This window comes from Lentzea nigeriaca (assembly GCF_016907955.1).
GTDB classification, from domain to species: domain Bacteria; phylum Actinomycetota; class Actinomycetes; order Mycobacteriales; family Pseudonocardiaceae; genus Lentzea; species Lentzea nigeriaca.
This window is the reverse complement of sequence record NZ_JAFBCX010000010.1, coordinates 68,431-82,613: the sequence shown is the minus strand read 5'-3', so window position 1 is coordinate 82,613 and position 14,183 is coordinate 68,431. Positions and strand designations below refer to the sequence as shown.

The following is a 14,183-nucleotide window of genomic DNA, read 5'->3' as shown; positions in this document are numbered from 1 at the left end:
TCGGAGTCCCTGTGTGCGTGGGATTCTTCGTGGCGTGCGGCTGCTGCTCGTGGAGGACGACAGAGAGCTGGTGGAGTTGCTCGCCGCCGTGTTGCGCGGCGAGGGACACGGCGTGGACATCGCGCTGGACGGGCAGCGCGGGCTGCATCTCGCGCTCACCCGGCCGTACGACGTGGTGGTGATCGACCGCGGGCTGCCCGCGCTGGACGGGCTGGACCTGTTGTCCCGGCTGCGTTCCCGGTCGGTGCGCACGCAGGTCATGATCCTCACGGCGATGGGGACCGTGCGGGATCGCATCGACGGGCTCGACGCCGGCGCGGACGACTACCTGACGAAACCGTTCGACCTGGGCGAGCTGACCGCGCGGCTGCGGGCGCTGGGCCGGCGGGCGGCGGAGCTCGCCGCGGTGCTGCGGATCGGCGCCGGTCGACTCGAGCTCGAGCAGCACCGGGTCGTGCTGCCCGACGGTGAACGGGTGCCGCTGACCGAGCGGGAGTTCGGGCTGCTGCGAGTACTGGCGACCCATCCGGAGACGGTGCACACGCGGGCGTCGTTGCGGCGCACGGTGTTCCACGACGCGCCTTCACAGTCCATTGTGGACACCTATGTGCACTATCTGCGGACGAAGGTCGGGCGGTCGGTCGTGCGCACGGTCCAGGGGGTCGGCTACCGGTTGGGGGCTTTGTGAGGGCGTCGTGGGTCGAGGCGGAGCGCGCGGAGGTGCGGCGGGCGCGGTGGCGGGTCAGCGTGCTGGCGGGGCTGGCGATCACGGTGATGATCGCGTTCGTCGGCGCGATCGCGTACGTCGTCATGGTGCACGCGCAGGAAACCCAGGTGACGCGCGAGCTGCGGTACAACGCCCGGTTCGGCGTGCCCGGCGTCGCGCCCCGGTGCGCCTGGGTGTTCGTGCTCGACAACGGGGCGCTCGACCTGGGGACGCTGCCGGTTCCCGACGGCTTCCCGGTGCGCGGTGATCTCGACGCGGTTCGCTCGACCGGCGCGGCCGTCGAACGGGACGTGTCCGCGAACGGCACGGAGTACATGGTGCTGACCTCGCCCGGCGCCAACGGCACCACGGTGCAGTCGGTGTTCGACCTGCGGTACCAGCTCTCCGACCGCACGCACCTGCTGCAGGCGCTGGGCATCGCGCTGATCGCCGGTCTGCTCGTGGCGGCCCTCATCGGTTTCGGCATCGGCCGCCGCACGCTCGGGCCGCTGGCCGACGCCCTGGCGCGGCAGCGCCGGTTCGTCACGGACGCGAGCCACGAGCTGCGCACGCCGATCGCGCGGGCGCATCTGCGAGCGCAGCTGTTGTCGGCCGCCGCGGATTTGCCCGATCGGCACCGGGACGACCTCGACGCGCTGGCCAGGTCGATCCGCGGGCTGGCCGATGTGGTGGACGACCTGCTGCTGTCCGCGCAGCTCAATCGCGGGCTCGACGGTACGCCCGTGGACCTCGCCGAGGTCGCCGCGTCGGCGGTCGCCGGGGAGACCGAACGGGCGGCGCAGCGGCGGATCGCGTTGACGGTGGAGGTCGGCGGCAGCCCGCTGGTGGTCGACGGGGTCGAGACGGCGTTGCGGCGGGCGGTGGACCAGCTGCTGGCGAACGCGGTGCGGCACACACCGGAGGGTGGACGGATCTCGGTGCGGGCGGGGGTGGACGGCGGGCACGTGGAACTGGTGGTGTCCGACACCGGTGAGGGGTTCGAGCCCGGTGAGGCGCAGCGGCTGTTCGACCGGTTCCACCGGGGGCACGGGGAGAAGCGGTTCGGGCTGGGGCTCGCGCTGGTGCGGGAGATCGTGGCCGGGCACGGCGGGACGGTGGAGGCGGACGGGCAGCCCGGGCGAGGTGCGCGGTTCACGGTGAGGCTGCCGGTGGCGGGGCGGACGTCGGCGGCGTTGCGGGAAAGGATCACCTCAGCCTGCTCGTGAACTGGCGCTGGGGCCGGGCTCCGCGTGCGGCACGAGACACGCGGCGAACCGCGGACCACCCGTCACCACGCCCGCCCGGTGACCACGTGCGCCGCCACCCGCACATCGACGTCGAGCGGCCGGTCCGGATCCACCGGCGCGATGGCGTCGGCGAGGGCGTCCAGCAACGCCGCACAGCGCGGCGCCGTCGGCCTCCTCCCACCCACGTGCACGGCCTGGCGCAGCCCCAAGGCCAGCGAGCCGCACAGCAACCGCAACAGCTCAGCGAGGTCGTAGGCGCGCAACGCGGCCTGCGTGCCGAACGGGACGACGTCCTGGTTGCGCAGGTTGGTCGACAGGCTCTGGGTGCTGGCGGGCAGCACGTTGCGACGGATCTCCGCGATGAAGGCGGTGGTCGCCAGCTGCACGCCCTGCAGGCCGTGTTGCCGACCGGGACCGGCGGCGAGCATCGGTGCCAGGCCGGTGTTGCGGGACGGGTCGACCAGCAGGTCCAGCTGGCGTTCCGCCAGGTTGCCGATCGAGGCCGTGACCATGGCGAGCATGTCGGCGGCGAACGCGGCCGGCTGGCCGAAGAAGTTGCCGCCGTGGGCGACGAGGTCGTCGTCCGGGAAGAACAACGGGTTGTCGCTGACGCCGCCGAGGTCCGCGGCGACCACGCCGTCGACGTAGCGCAACGCGTCCTCGGCCGCGCCGAGCAGCTGGGGTGAACAACGGATGCTGTAGGGCTCCTGCAAAGCGCGGTCGCCGCTTGGTTGCGCGCCGTCCAGCAACGCGCGCATCCGTGCGGCGATGTCGGTGGCGCCTGTGTGCCCGAACGCCGTGATCAGGCGCGGGTCGAGGAATCCCGGGTCGGCGCCGAGGACGTCGACGAGCAGGCAGGTCAGATCCGCGACCGCGCGGTGCGAGGCCCGCACGGACGAGAGTGCGAGGGCCGTGGCCGCTGTGGTGACCGAGGTTCCGTTGACGAGAGCGAGCGCGTCCCTGCCGTCGAGGTCCAGCGGCGTCAGTCCGGGCGCGGCGAGAGCTTCGGCAGCGGGCATCCGCACCCCGTCGAAGTAGGCGTGCCCTCGGCCGCGCAGGGCCTGCGCCGCGTACGCGAGCGGGATGAGATCTCCGCTCGCCCCAACGGATCCGTAGCGCGGGATCGCCGGGACGAAGGTCGTGGCGAACATCGCGGCGAGTGCCGAGACCACGTGCGCGGACACCCCGGAGAGGCCCTGGGCCAGCGACCACGTCCGCACGAGCAGTGCGGCGCGGGCGATGTCGAGGGGGAGGTCGGGGCCCTGGCCGGCGCCGAGGTGTGCCAGGGTGTTGTCGCACTGGTCGGCTTCGGTGGACCTGCCCGCGAAGCCCACCAGGGCGCCGAACCCGGTCTTGGCGCCGTACACCGGGCGTTCGTCGTCGGCGAGCACCGTGCGCAGGTACGCGCGGCCCTGCTCGACGCGGTCCAGGACGGCCGAGCCGACGAGCACCGGCAGCGGTGAGGCGGCGCCGAGCAGATGCGCGGCGGTCAGCGGGGCGCCGAGGTCCACGGACGTGTCAGAAGCGGTCGCTGTCACGGCACGGACGGTAGGCGGCCGATCTCAGAAAGTTCTGAGATCGGCTGGGTAGCTTCCCGGTGCATGGCGCACGACTACCTGATCATCGGCGCGGGACCGGCCGGTTTGCAGCTCGCCGCACTGCTGGACCGGGACGGTCGCGACTACGCCGTCCTCGAACGCGGCAGCGGGGCAGGCACGTTCTTCACCCGCTTCCCGCGGCACCGCAAGCTCATCTCCATCAACAAGGTCCACACCGGGTTCACCGATCCGGAGCAGCGGATGCGGATGGACTGGAACTCGCTGCTGACCGACGACCCGGAGCTGCTGTTCACCCGCTACAGCCCGAAGTACTTCCCGGACGCCGACGACATCGTCCGCTACTTCCGGGACTTCGCGGCGAACCTCCAGGTCCACTACGACATCGACGTCACCCAGGTCTCCCGCGACGACGACGGGTTCGCCGTGACCGACCACAGTGGACAGAGCTGGCGGGCGAAGCACCTGGTCATGGCCACCGGGGTCTCGCAGCTCTACGTGCCGGAGATCCCCGGCATCGAGCACGCCGAGCGCTACGACACGTTCGACACCGATCCCGAGTCGTTCACCGACCAGCGGGTGCTGGTGATCGGCAAGGGCAACTCGGGCTTCGAGACCGCAGACGCGCTCGTCGAGCACGCGGCCGTCATCCACGTCGCCGGGCCGCACTCGGTGAAGCTGGCCTGGCAGACGCACTACGTGGGGCACCTGCGGGCGGTCAACAACAACTTCCTCGACACCTACCAGCTCAAGTCCGAGAACGCGGTCATCGACGGCACGATCGAACGCATCGAACCGCGGCCGGACGGCGGGTTCCGGATCCAGTTCCGCTACGCCCGCACGGTCGAGAAGCTGCGCGAGCTGGAGTACGACCGGATCATCGCGTGCACCGGGTTCCGGTTCGACGCCTCGATCTTCGACGACAGCTGCCGCCCCGCGCTCGTGATCAAGGACCGGTTCCCGGAGCTCACCTCGGCATTCGAGTCCGTGACCGTGCCGAACCTGTACTTCGCGGGCACGATCACGCAGTCCCGTGACTTCAAGAAGTCCACCAGCGGGTTCATCCACGGCTTCCGCTACGGCGCCCGCGCGTTGCACCGCGTCCTCGACGCCCGCCACCACGACATCCCGTGGCCAGCGGCGGAAGTGGAGCTGTCGCCCGAGGCGATCAGCGACGCGGTGATCGCGAGGGTGAACACGTCTTCGTGCCTGTGGCAGCAGTTCGCGGTGATCGGCGACGTCGTCACGGTCGACGGCGGTGACGCGCGGTACGAGGAGGAGGTGCCGGTCGCCTACGTCGCGGACGGCGGGCTCGGTCCGGCCGAGCACCGGTTCGTCGCGACGCTGGAGTACGGGCCGGACCACGACACCGTGGACCCGTTCGACATCACCGTGCCGCGGGTGGCGGAGAACGACGCGGTCAACGCGGCGAACGCGAGCTACCTGCATCCGGTGGTGCGCTACTACCGCCACGGCGTGCTCACCGCGAACCACCACCTCGCGGAGAACCTCGAGAACCACTGGGACATGCCGGACGTGCACCAGCAGCCGCTGGTCGTGTTCGTCAAGGAATGCCTTGCCGGCGCGTGACACCGAGCCGTTCCCGCGCGCGGTGCTCGACGTGCTCGGCGCCGCCGCGGACCGGCCGGTGTTCGAGCACGGCACCCGCGTGGTGACCGGTAGCGAGATGCTCGATCTGATCGCACGGATCGCGAACGGGTTGCGCGCCAACGGTCTCGGCCCCGGTGACGGCGTCGCCTTGCTGCTCGGTGTCACCCCGGAGGCGTTCGCGACGATCATCGCGGCGCACCTGGCAGGCACGCGGGTGCTGGGCGTACGACCGGGGTTGCCCGAGGCGCAGATCGAACACCTGCTCAGCCTCGACATCAAGCTGACCGTCCGTGATCCCGACGTCGGGAAGCTGGTCGAGGCTCCAGCCGCACCACTGCGTTGTGAGGGCAGGCCCGAGGACATCGCGCGTCTGATCCACACCAGCGGCAGCACCGGGATGCCCAAGGCGTGCGCGCAGACCTACGCCGCGATGACCAACGCCTGGACCGCGCGTCCGGGCGCCTGGCCACCCGCGATCCGGGAGCTGGCCTCACGACTCGACCGCTATCTCGTGTTCGGATCGCTGTCGAGCCAGGTCATGTTCGAGTACGCCGTGCTGACCCTCACCGCGGGCGGCACGGTCGTCGTCGCCGACAACCCCGCGGACGCGATCACCCGCCACCGCGCGACCGCCCGCGTGATCACCGTGCCCGGCCTGGCGAAACTCGTTGCCGCCCAGCGCCACTCCCCCGCCGACCTGTCGACGCTGCGCGCACTTCTGGTCTCCGGCTCACCGCTCACCACCGACCGGCACCGCGAGGCCCTCGACGTGCTGGGACCGGTGCTGTTCCACGGGTACGGCCAGACCGAGACCGGCATGATCTCGATGGCCACGCCGTCCGACCCGCCCGGCACGGCCGGGAGACCGCCGGTGGACGTGGAGATCCGCGACGGCGAGCTGTACGTGCGCACGCCCGCCCAGGCCAGTGCCTACTGGGGGAACCCGGAGGAGTCGGCCGAGGTGTTCGCCGGCGGCTGGGTCCGCACCCGCGACCTCGGCCACCTCGACGCCGACGGCTACCTGCACCTGACCGGCCGCGCCAGGGACGTCGTGATCGTCAACGCGAACCTGCACCACGTCGGCCCGATCGAGCAGGTGATCGCCGAGCACCCGGACGTTGCCGAGGCCTACGTGGTCGCGGTGCCCGACGACGACACGGGCGAGGCCGTGCACGCCTTCGTCGTGCCGCACGGCGACCGCGTCCCCGAACTGGAGGAGCTGCGCGAGCTCGTGACCGGACGACTGGGCGCGGCCTGCGCACCCGTGCGCCTCACCGCGATCACCGAACCCCCTGTCGCGCCCAGCGGCAAGCCAGACAAGCGCCTGTTGACTGCGTAGAAGGAGAAAGTCGTGTCCAGCGAGGTTTCGACCGAGTGTCTCGTGATCGGCGCGGGTCCGGCGGGGCTGCAGGCGTCCTACCTGCTCAAGCAGGCGGGACGTGACCACCTCGTGCTGGAGTCCGGCGCGGCGGCGGGCACGTTCTTCACCCGCTTCCCCCGGCACCGCAAGCTGATCTCCATCAACAAGGTGTACACGGGCTGGGACGACCCGGAGCTGAACCTGCGCGTCGACTGGAACTCGTTGCTGTCGGACGATCCCGAGCTCTTGTTCACCGGCTACACCCCGCGCTACTTCCCGCACGCCGACGACATGGTCCGCTACCTCGGCGACTTCGCGGTGAAGAACGACCTGCCGATCCGCTACGACACCACAGTCGTGTCGGTCGGCAGGCCGGACGACTTCGTGGTGCGCGACCGGCACGGCGTCACCTACCGGGCCCGGCGGGTGATCGTCGCGACCGGCGTGTCCAAGCCGTACGTGCCGGAGATCGACGGCGTCGAGCACGCCGAGGCGTACTACGACGTCTCCGTCGACCCCGCGGACTTCGTCAACCAGAAGGTGCTGATCGTCGGGCGCGGCAACTCGGCGTTCGAGACCGCCGACGCCCTCGTCGAGACCGCGTCGGTCATCCACGTCGCCGGACCCGGTTCGCTGAAACTGGCGTGGCAGACCCACTTCGTCGGCCACCTGCGGGCCGTGAACAACAACTTCCTCGACACCTACCAGCTCAAGTCCCAGAACGCCGTGCTGGACGGGCACATCGCGGGCATCCGCCGCGACGGCGACGGCTACCTCGTGAAGGTCAGCTTCCAACGGGTCAACGAGGTGATCAAGGAGATCCGCTACGACCGGGTGATCCTCGCGACCGGATTCCGGTTCGACGCCTCGATCTTCACGCCGGAGTGCAGGCCGCGGCTGACGATCAACTCGCGGTTCCCCGACCAGACGGCGGCGTGGGAGTCGGTGAACGTGCCGGACCTGTTCTTCGCGGGCACGATCACGCAGGCCCGCGACTTCAAGAAGTCCACCAGCGGGTTCATCCACGGGTTCCGCTACGGGGTGCGCGCACTGCACCGGATCCTGGAACAGCGGTACCACGGCGTGGACTGGCCGAGCCTGAACATCGACCCCGGAGCCGTCACCGACGCGATCATCGAACGGGTCAACCGCACTTCCGCGTTGTGGCAGCTGTTCGCGTTCATGGCGGACGCGGTGCTGATCGGCCCGGACGGAACCGTGCGGTACGTCGAGGAGGTACCGGTCGCGCACCTGCACGAAGCCGTGGCGCGCGGCGAGTTCGGCGACGTCGAGACCTACCTGACGGTGACGCTGGAGTACGGCGCCGACCACGACAAGGTCAACCCGTTCGACATCTCCGCCGGCCGGACCTCGCAGGACGACACCAGCGGGCTCGACGGCCGCTACCTGCACCCGGTGGTCCGGCGGTTCCGCGCCGGCGAGCTGGTCGACGAGCACCACCTCACCGAGAACCTCGAGAACGAGTGGGACGGCGAAACCGTGCACAAGGCACCGTTGCGGGAGTACCTGCGGTGAACCCCGTGCTCGCGGAGCTGCACGACAAGGCACGCGCGGTGCTCGACCCCGTCCACTACGACTTCTTCGCGGGCGGGGCCGGCGACGAGGTCGTGCTCGCGGAGAACGAGGCCGCGTTCCGGCGCCTGGCCCTGCTGCCTAGAGTGCTGCGAGGCAAGGAGGATGATGCCGGGTTCCCGGTGTTGATCTCGCCCACGGCGTTCCACCGGCTCGCCCATCCCGACGGTGAGCTGGCCACGGCACGGGCATTGGACGGGACCGTGCTCGTGTCGAGCATGGCCGCGACCGTGCCGATCGCCGACGTCGTGGCGGCCGCCACCGGGCCGGTGTGGTTCCAGCTCTACCTGCAGCCAGGCTTCGACGTCACCGAAGCACTGGTGCGGCGCGCGGAACGGGCGGGCTGCACCGCGCTGGTGGTCACGGTCGACTCGCCGGTGTTCGGCAGGCACCGCCGCGACATCGAGCACGGCTTCCACGAGCTGCCCGCCGGTCTGGCCGCGGAGAACATGCGCGATCTCGCTGGAGCCGGCGGACTGCGGGACATCGAGATGGCGCCGTTCACCTGGGACGACATCGACCGGCTGCGATCGATCACGTCGCTTCCCGTGTGGTTGAAGGGAATCCTCCACCCGGCCGACGCCGTGGTGGCGGTCGAGCACGAGGTGGCGGGGGTCTTCGTGTCCAACCACGGTGGCCGCCAGCTCGACCTCGTCCCCGCGGCGGTGGACGCGTTGCCCGCGGTGGTCGACGCCGTCGCCGGACGGATTCCGGTCGTGCTCGACGGCGGTGTCCGCAGTGGAGGCGACGTCGCGCTGGCGGTCGCGCTGGGTGCGTCGGCGGCCGGTATCGGCAGGCCGGTGCTCTGGGGACTCGCCGCGGACGGCTCGAACGGCGTCCGCCGGGTGCTGGACCTGCTGCGCGACGAGTTCCAGCACGTCGTCGCGATGTGCGGTGGGCGGCTCAGCCGTGACATGGTCGTGGTCCGGTGCTGAGCCGGCTGGTGGTCGCGTTGCGCGCCAAGGTGTTCGAGAAGGTCAACGGCGACAACGCGATCACGTTCCCCAACGACCAGGTCGGCCCCGACCGGTTCGAGGAGCTCTACAGCCATCCCGCCGCGAACGGCCGCAGCAAGGGCGCCGGGCTCTCGGACCTCTTCTGGTACTGGCTCTCCCCCGGCCCCGAGGTCCACCAGGAACACCTGGAAGCCGGGCCCCGCTACGACGACGTGGCCCGCACGACCCGCACCTTCCTCGCCGGGCCGGCCGAGCAGCTGTCCGCCGCGGCGGCGAGGTGCACCGCCAAGGTGCTGGACGAGGTGATCACCAAACCGGTCACCCACGTCCGGCTGCGCGACCTGATGATGCCGATCTGGGCCGAGTACTTCTATGAGCTCGTGTTCGGCGAACCGTGCCCCCGCGCGGCCCGCGACCTGATCGTCGGACACGCCGACGACGTCGTGACCTCGTTGAAGTGCACGGGTTTGCGCCATCCCGCCCGCCGCGCCCGCCTGACCCGCTACCTCCGAACACGGCTCGCCGACGTCCAGCACCCCCTGCCCGACACCCTGTCCCCCACCGAACAGGTCCACTACCTCCAAGGCACCTACTTCAACACCGCCGTCGTGCAGACGTCCGAGGGGATGGCGCACCTGCTGCTCGCGCTGGCCCAGCACCCCGAAGCAGCACAACGGATTCACGACGACAGGTACTTCGCCCACGTGCTGGACGAGACGTTCCGGCTCTACCCGCTGTTCGGCATCGCCCACCGCATCACCACCGCGGACATCTCCCTCGACGAGCACACGACGTTCCCCGCGGGATCGGTGCTGTGCTTCAACTACCCGGCCTACCACGCGACCGGCTACGAGAACCCGCACGAGTTCGACCCCGGCCGCTGGGAGCACACCTCCGCCCGCACCGCCCACCACATCCCGTTCGGCGTCGCCGCCAACCGACCCTGCCCGGCATGGCGGCTCTCCCCCATCGCGATGCGCGCGGCGACGAGAGAAGTGCTGCGCCGCGTCACGCTGCACTCATCGGTGACGCACACGAGGTCACTGCCGAGCCGCGGCCCGTGCCTGCTCGTCCGCGACGGTTCCATACCGCACGGACGCCTCGCGCTGATGCGCATGCGCGACCGCTGGGAAGACGTGTGGCGCAGCGTCGTCCAGCTCGTCCTCGGCACCGCGATGGTCCTGCACGCCCACCGGCTGCGGCTCGCGAGCCGCTACTTCGAGACGCACCAACCCCAGGAGATCCCGTGAACCAGATCCACTTCGCGTTGCAGGTCTTCGCCGCGCTCGCGGTGGTGCTCGTCGCGACCACCCTGTGCGGGCGCCTCGCCATGCTGGTCCGGCAGCCCAGGGTGGTCGGCGAGATGGTCGCCGGCGTCCTGCTCGGCCCGGCACTGTTCGGTGCCGTCGCACCCGGCGTCCAGGCCCAGCTCTTCCCCGCCGACGTCAAGAACACCCTCTACGTGCTCAGCACGATCGGGCTCACCTTCTACATGTTCCTCGTCGGGTCCTCTTTGGACCACAGCCTCACCGCCGGCGCCAACGCCCGCCGGGCATCCGTGCTCGCCGTGTCCGGCATCGTGCCGACGTTCCTGCTCGGCGCCGGCACCGCCGTGATCTTCTTCGACTCGCTCAGCCCCGCCGGGTCGAGCCTGTGGGTGTTCATGCTCTTCGTCGGCGGCGCGCTGTCGATCACCGCCTTCCCCATGCTGGCAAGGATTCTGCAGGAACGCGGCATCGCGAACACCCCGATCGGCGGCCTCACCCTCGTCGCCGCCGCGATCGACGACGCGGTCGCCTGGGCGTTCCTCGCGCTGATCATCGCCGTCGGCGCCTCCGGGAGCCCCGGCGGCGCACTCCGCACGATCATCGGCGCCGCGATCTTCGCCGTCCTCATGCTCACCGTCGGCCGCAAATGGCTCGCCAAGCTCGGCGAACGCGCCGAACGCGACGGCAAACTCAGCCGCGACATGATGGCGATCATCCTGCTCGTCGTGCTGCTGGCGGGCTGGTTCACCGACTACATCGGCGTGTTCTCCGTCTTCGGCGGCTTCATCACCGGCCTCGCGATGCCCAAGTCCCCCGTCGTGCGGCACGAGCTCGAAACCAAGCTCACCGACCTCAACTCGATCCTGCTGCTGCCGGTGTTCTTCGCCTTCAGCGGCCTCAACACCCAGGTCTCCGGCTTCGGCGCGGGCGGCAGGCTGTGGTTCCCGCTCGCCGTGATCATGCTGGCCGCGTTCGCCGGCAAGTACCTCGGCTGCGGCCTGGTCGTCCGCGCGCAGGGCTACTCGTGGCGCTACGCCTCCGCCGTCGGCGGCCTGATGAACGCCCGCGGCCTGATGATCCTCATCTTCATCAACATCGGCCTCGCCTACGGCCTCGTCACCCCGGAGATGTTCGCGATCCTCGTCGCCGTCGCCATCATCACCACGGCCGCCGCGATGCCGATCTACCGCGCGTCGCTGCCCGACCACCTGGAGGCCCAGGCGGACGTGAAACCCGCGCCCGCGTCCGTCAGGTGAGCTTCTCCAGCTGCTCCACGACGGCAGCGGGCTCGGGCAGGCCCGCGATCTCCTCCGCCACCTTCGCGGCGACGTTCCGCGCGGCCGGGTCATCGAGCAGATGGCCCGCCGCGCCGGCGACGGCGTCCGCGGTGATCTCCTCGCCCACCAGCTTCCTCCCGGCACCCTTCTCCGCCAGCACGTCCGCGTTCACGAACTGGTCGGCGCCCTGCGGCAGGACGAGCTGCGGCAACCCGGCCGCCAGCGTCCCGAGCACCGTGCCGGTGCCGCCGTGGTGCACGACGAGGCTCGCCCGTTCGAGCACCTTGGCCTGCGGCACAAATCCGGTCACGTGCACGGACTCCGGCACCTCGCCCAGCTGCGCGGGATCGCCCGGCCCGAGGGCGACCAGCACGTCGACCGGGAGGCGGGCCAGCCCGTCGATCGCCGCGCGCAGCACCCCCGTGGCACCGAACTGCACCGTGCCGAGCGTGAGGTAGACCAACGGTTTGCCCGAGCCGAGCGCGGGCATCGGCACATCCAGGTCGAACGGCACCGGGCGCTGCCGCAGGACCACGGGCACCCTGGCGACTTCGGGATCGCGCACGGTGTCCGGCCAGAGGTCGATCGCGGTGTCGCCCAGCATCGGGTTGGCGGGCACGGCGCCGTCCCACAACCACTCCATCTCCGGTGCGGCCAGCTCCGCGATCGCGGCCGGCATCGACCGGCCGATCACGTGCGACACGAACGGAATCCCCGCGTCCCGCGCGGCCTTCGCGGCACCGACGTCGCTCATCTCGTAGACCACGAGGTCCGGCTCGAGCAGCGGTAGCAGCCTCGCCAGATCCGCGACCGTCGCACGCGGCAGCACGTCCGCGAACATCGTGATCATCAGCGTGACGATCTCGGCGTCGCCGTGCCGCCGTCGTGCCTCGGTTTCGGCCTCTCCCACCGACATTCCCGCCGGATGTACCGGGAAGCCGAGGTCGCGGACCTGGTCGACGAAGCCACGACCCGTCGCGAACACCACGTCGTGACCTGCGCTCTTGGCAGCCCTGGCGAGCGGGATCAACGGGAACAGGTGGCCGTAGGCCGGGCGGCACGAGAAGAGGATGCGCACCCTCCTCAGCCTAATGATCGGTGCCACGGGAGGATTGGTTTTAGTCAACACTGAAGTTATAGAGACCATGACACACCGATAGGCTTCCAGGCATGGACACCAGTCGGCAGCTCCGTGTGCGCCAGGCGTTCGACGACTTCTTCGAACCGGTCGAGCCGCGGCAGGAGAGCTGGGTGCTCGACCTCTTCCAGCACACTGCCGCGACCGTGCCGGCGTACCGGAAGCTGTTGCGGGAGAACGGCATCGAGCCGCGCTCGATCACGACGTTCGACGACTTCCAGCGCCTGCCGCTGCTCGACAAGCCCAGCTACCACGAGCGGTATCCGTTGCCTGAGCTGTGCCGCGACGGCACGCTGACGAGCTGCGACATGATCGCGGTGTCGTCCGGGTCGAGCGGGCGGCCGACGATCTGGCCGCGGGCCCTGGAAGACGAGCTGCACGTCGCGCGGCGGTTCGAGCAGGTGCTGGTCGACGGGTTCGGCGCGGATCAGCGGACCACGCTGGCCGTGGTGTGCTTTCCGCTGGGCACGTGGGTCGGCGGGCTGTTCACCCAGGCGTGCGTGCGGCATCTGGCGGCCAAGGGGTGCCCGATCACCGTTGTGGCGCCGGGGAACAACAAGGCGGAGATCCTGCGCGTCCTGCCAGAGCTGGCACCGCACTTCGAGCAGGTCGTGCTGCTCGGGTATCCGCCGTTCCTCAAGGACGTCATCGACACCCCCGGCGTCGACTGGGGCGCCCACTCGATCAAACTCGTGCTGGCCGGCGAGGCCTTCAGCGAGCAGTGGCGGGATCTGGTGTCGCGGCGGGCGGGCATCGCCGATCCGGTCCGTGACGTCGCATCCCTTTACGGCACAGCGGATTCCGGTGTCCTGGGCAACGAGACCGCGGTGTCGGTGAGCATTCGCCGGTTCCTCGCGGACCGGCCGGAGCTGGCGCGGGAGGTGTTCGGCGACTCACGGCTGCCCACGCTCGTGCAGTACGACCCGGCGAGCCGGTTCTTCGAGGTGCACGACGGGACGCTCGTGTTCACGGCGGACGGAGGCATTCCGTTGATCCGCTACCGGATCGCCGACGAGGGCGGGATCTTCGGGTACGACGAACTGCTCGCCAGGTGTGGCTTCACTCCCCCACCCGGACCGTCGCTGCCCTTCGTGTACCTGTTCGGGCGGTCGCTGTTCACCGTGTCTTTCTTCGGCGCGAACGTGTACCCGGAGAACGTGACGGTCGGGTTGGAGCAGCCGGGCATCAGCGACACGGTGACGGGCAAGTTCGTGATCGAGTCGGTCGAGGACGCCGACCGCGACCGCTCGTTGCGGATCACCGTCGAAACCGCGCCCGGCCAGACCCCGGACGCCACCCGGATCGCGGAGTCGATCAGGGACCAGCTGCTGCGGCTCAACAGCGAGTTCGCGCACTATGTGCCGGCCGAACGGCAGCTGCCCGAGGTCGTGCTGCGGCCCGCCGGCGATCCCGAGTACTTCCCCGTCGGCGTGAAACACAGGTACACGCGACGGTCGTGAAATGAGCTTTT

11 protein-coding genes are annotated in these 14,183 nt (G+C 70.3%); 9 read left to right on the top strand and 2 right to left on the bottom strand.

Going from position 1 to position 14,183, the window contains the following annotated elements; genetic code table 11:
* Positions 1 to 34 precede the first annotated feature (34 nt).
* On the top strand, positions 35 to 688 hold the full coding sequence (locus JOD27_RS30300) for a response regulator transcription factor (RefSeq protein ID WP_372441760.1): 654 nt from the start codon (positions 35 to 37) through the stop codon (positions 686 to 688).
* Positions 685 to 1,932 carry a sensor histidine kinase gene (locus JOD27_RS46235; RefSeq protein WP_204765715.1) on the top strand — a complete coding sequence of 416 codons (1,248 nt, stop codon included), beginning with the start codon at positions 685 to 687 and terminating at the stop codon, positions 1,930 to 1,932. Before JOD27_RS30300 ends, JOD27_RS46235 begins: the two co-directional genes overlap by 4 nt.
* Positions 1,933 to 1,994: 62 nt before the next feature.
* On the opposite strand, the gene JOD27_RS30290 is transcribed toward JOD27_RS46235, so the two are convergent.
* The gene (locus JOD27_RS30290) at positions 1,995 to 3,491 is read right to left on the bottom strand and encodes an aromatic amino acid ammonia-lyase (protein ID WP_204765714.1); all 1,497 of its coding nucleotides are present in this window, start codon (positions 3,489 to 3,491) and stop codon (positions 1,995 to 1,997) included.
* A 63-nt stretch (positions 3,492 to 3,554) separates the two neighbouring features.
* Here JOD27_RS30290 and JOD27_RS30285 point away from each other — a divergent pair, with 63 nt between their 5' ends.
* The 6 genes from JOD27_RS30285 to JOD27_RS30260 are packed head-to-tail and all read left to right on the top strand — an operon-like array spanning position 3,555 to position 11,553.
* A complete protein-coding gene (locus JOD27_RS30285; RefSeq protein ID WP_204765713.1) occupies positions 3,555 to 5,099 on the top strand; it encodes an NAD(P)-binding domain-containing protein in 1,545 nt (514 codons plus the stop codon).
* The gene (locus JOD27_RS30280) at positions 5,086 to 6,459 is read left to right on the top strand and encodes a class I adenylate-forming enzyme family protein (protein ID WP_204765712.1); all 1,374 of its coding nucleotides are present in this window, start codon (positions 5,086 to 5,088) and stop codon (positions 6,457 to 6,459) included. Before JOD27_RS30285 ends, JOD27_RS30280 begins: the two co-directional genes overlap by 14 nt.
* A 12-nt stretch (positions 6,460 to 6,471) precedes the next feature.
* Complete coding sequence (locus JOD27_RS30275) at positions 6,472 to 8,016, top strand: NAD(P)-binding domain-containing protein (protein WP_204765711.1); 1,545 nt, start codon at positions 6,472 to 6,474, stop codon at positions 8,014 to 8,016.
* On the top strand, positions 8,013 to 9,008 hold the full coding sequence (locus JOD27_RS30270; protein WP_307830411.1) for an alpha-hydroxy acid oxidase: 996 nt from the start codon (positions 8,013 to 8,015) through the stop codon (positions 9,006 to 9,008). Before JOD27_RS30275 ends, JOD27_RS30270 begins: the two co-directional genes overlap by 4 nt.
* Positions 9,002 to 10,279: a cytochrome P450 gene (locus JOD27_RS30265; protein ID WP_204765710.1), complete on the top strand. Its 1,278-nt coding sequence runs from the start codon at positions 9,002 to 9,004 to the stop codon at positions 10,277 to 10,279. Before JOD27_RS30270 ends, JOD27_RS30265 begins: the two co-directional genes overlap by 7 nt.
* Positions 10,276 to 11,553: a cation:proton antiporter gene (locus JOD27_RS30260; protein ID WP_204765709.1), complete on the top strand. Its 1,278-nt coding sequence runs from the start codon at positions 10,276 to 10,278 to the stop codon at positions 11,551 to 11,553. The genes JOD27_RS30265 and JOD27_RS30260 overlap by 4 nt, the downstream gene beginning before the upstream one ends.
* Here JOD27_RS30260 and JOD27_RS30255 read toward each other — a convergent pair.
* Positions 11,546 to 12,652 (bottom strand): glycosyltransferase, encoded by a 1,107-nt coding sequence (locus JOD27_RS30255; protein ID WP_204765708.1) that lies wholly within the window; start codon positions 12,650 to 12,652, stop codon positions 11,546 to 11,548. The two genes, JOD27_RS30260 and JOD27_RS30255, sit on opposite strands and share 8 nt — an antisense overlap.
* A 92-nt stretch (positions 12,653 to 12,744) precedes the next feature.
* Here JOD27_RS30255 and JOD27_RS30250 point away from each other — a divergent pair, with 92 nt between their 5' ends.
* Positions 12,745 to 14,172: a phenylacetate--CoA ligase family protein gene (locus tag JOD27_RS30250; RefSeq protein WP_204765707.1), complete on the top strand. Its 1,428-nt coding sequence runs from the start codon at positions 12,745 to 12,747 to the stop codon at positions 14,170 to 14,172.
* Positions 14,173 to 14,183 lie beyond the last annotated feature (11 nt).

Excerpts from the sequence above, each read along its gene's own strand:
- JOD27_RS30250 (WP_204765707.1), top strand. The coding sequence starts at position 12,745 with ATGGACACCAGTCGGCAGCTCCGTGTGCGCCAGGCGTTCGACGACTTC.
- JOD27_RS30285 (WP_204765713.1), top strand. The coding sequence starts at position 3,555 with ATGGCGCACGACTACCTGATCATCGGCGCGGGACCGGCCGGTTTGCAG.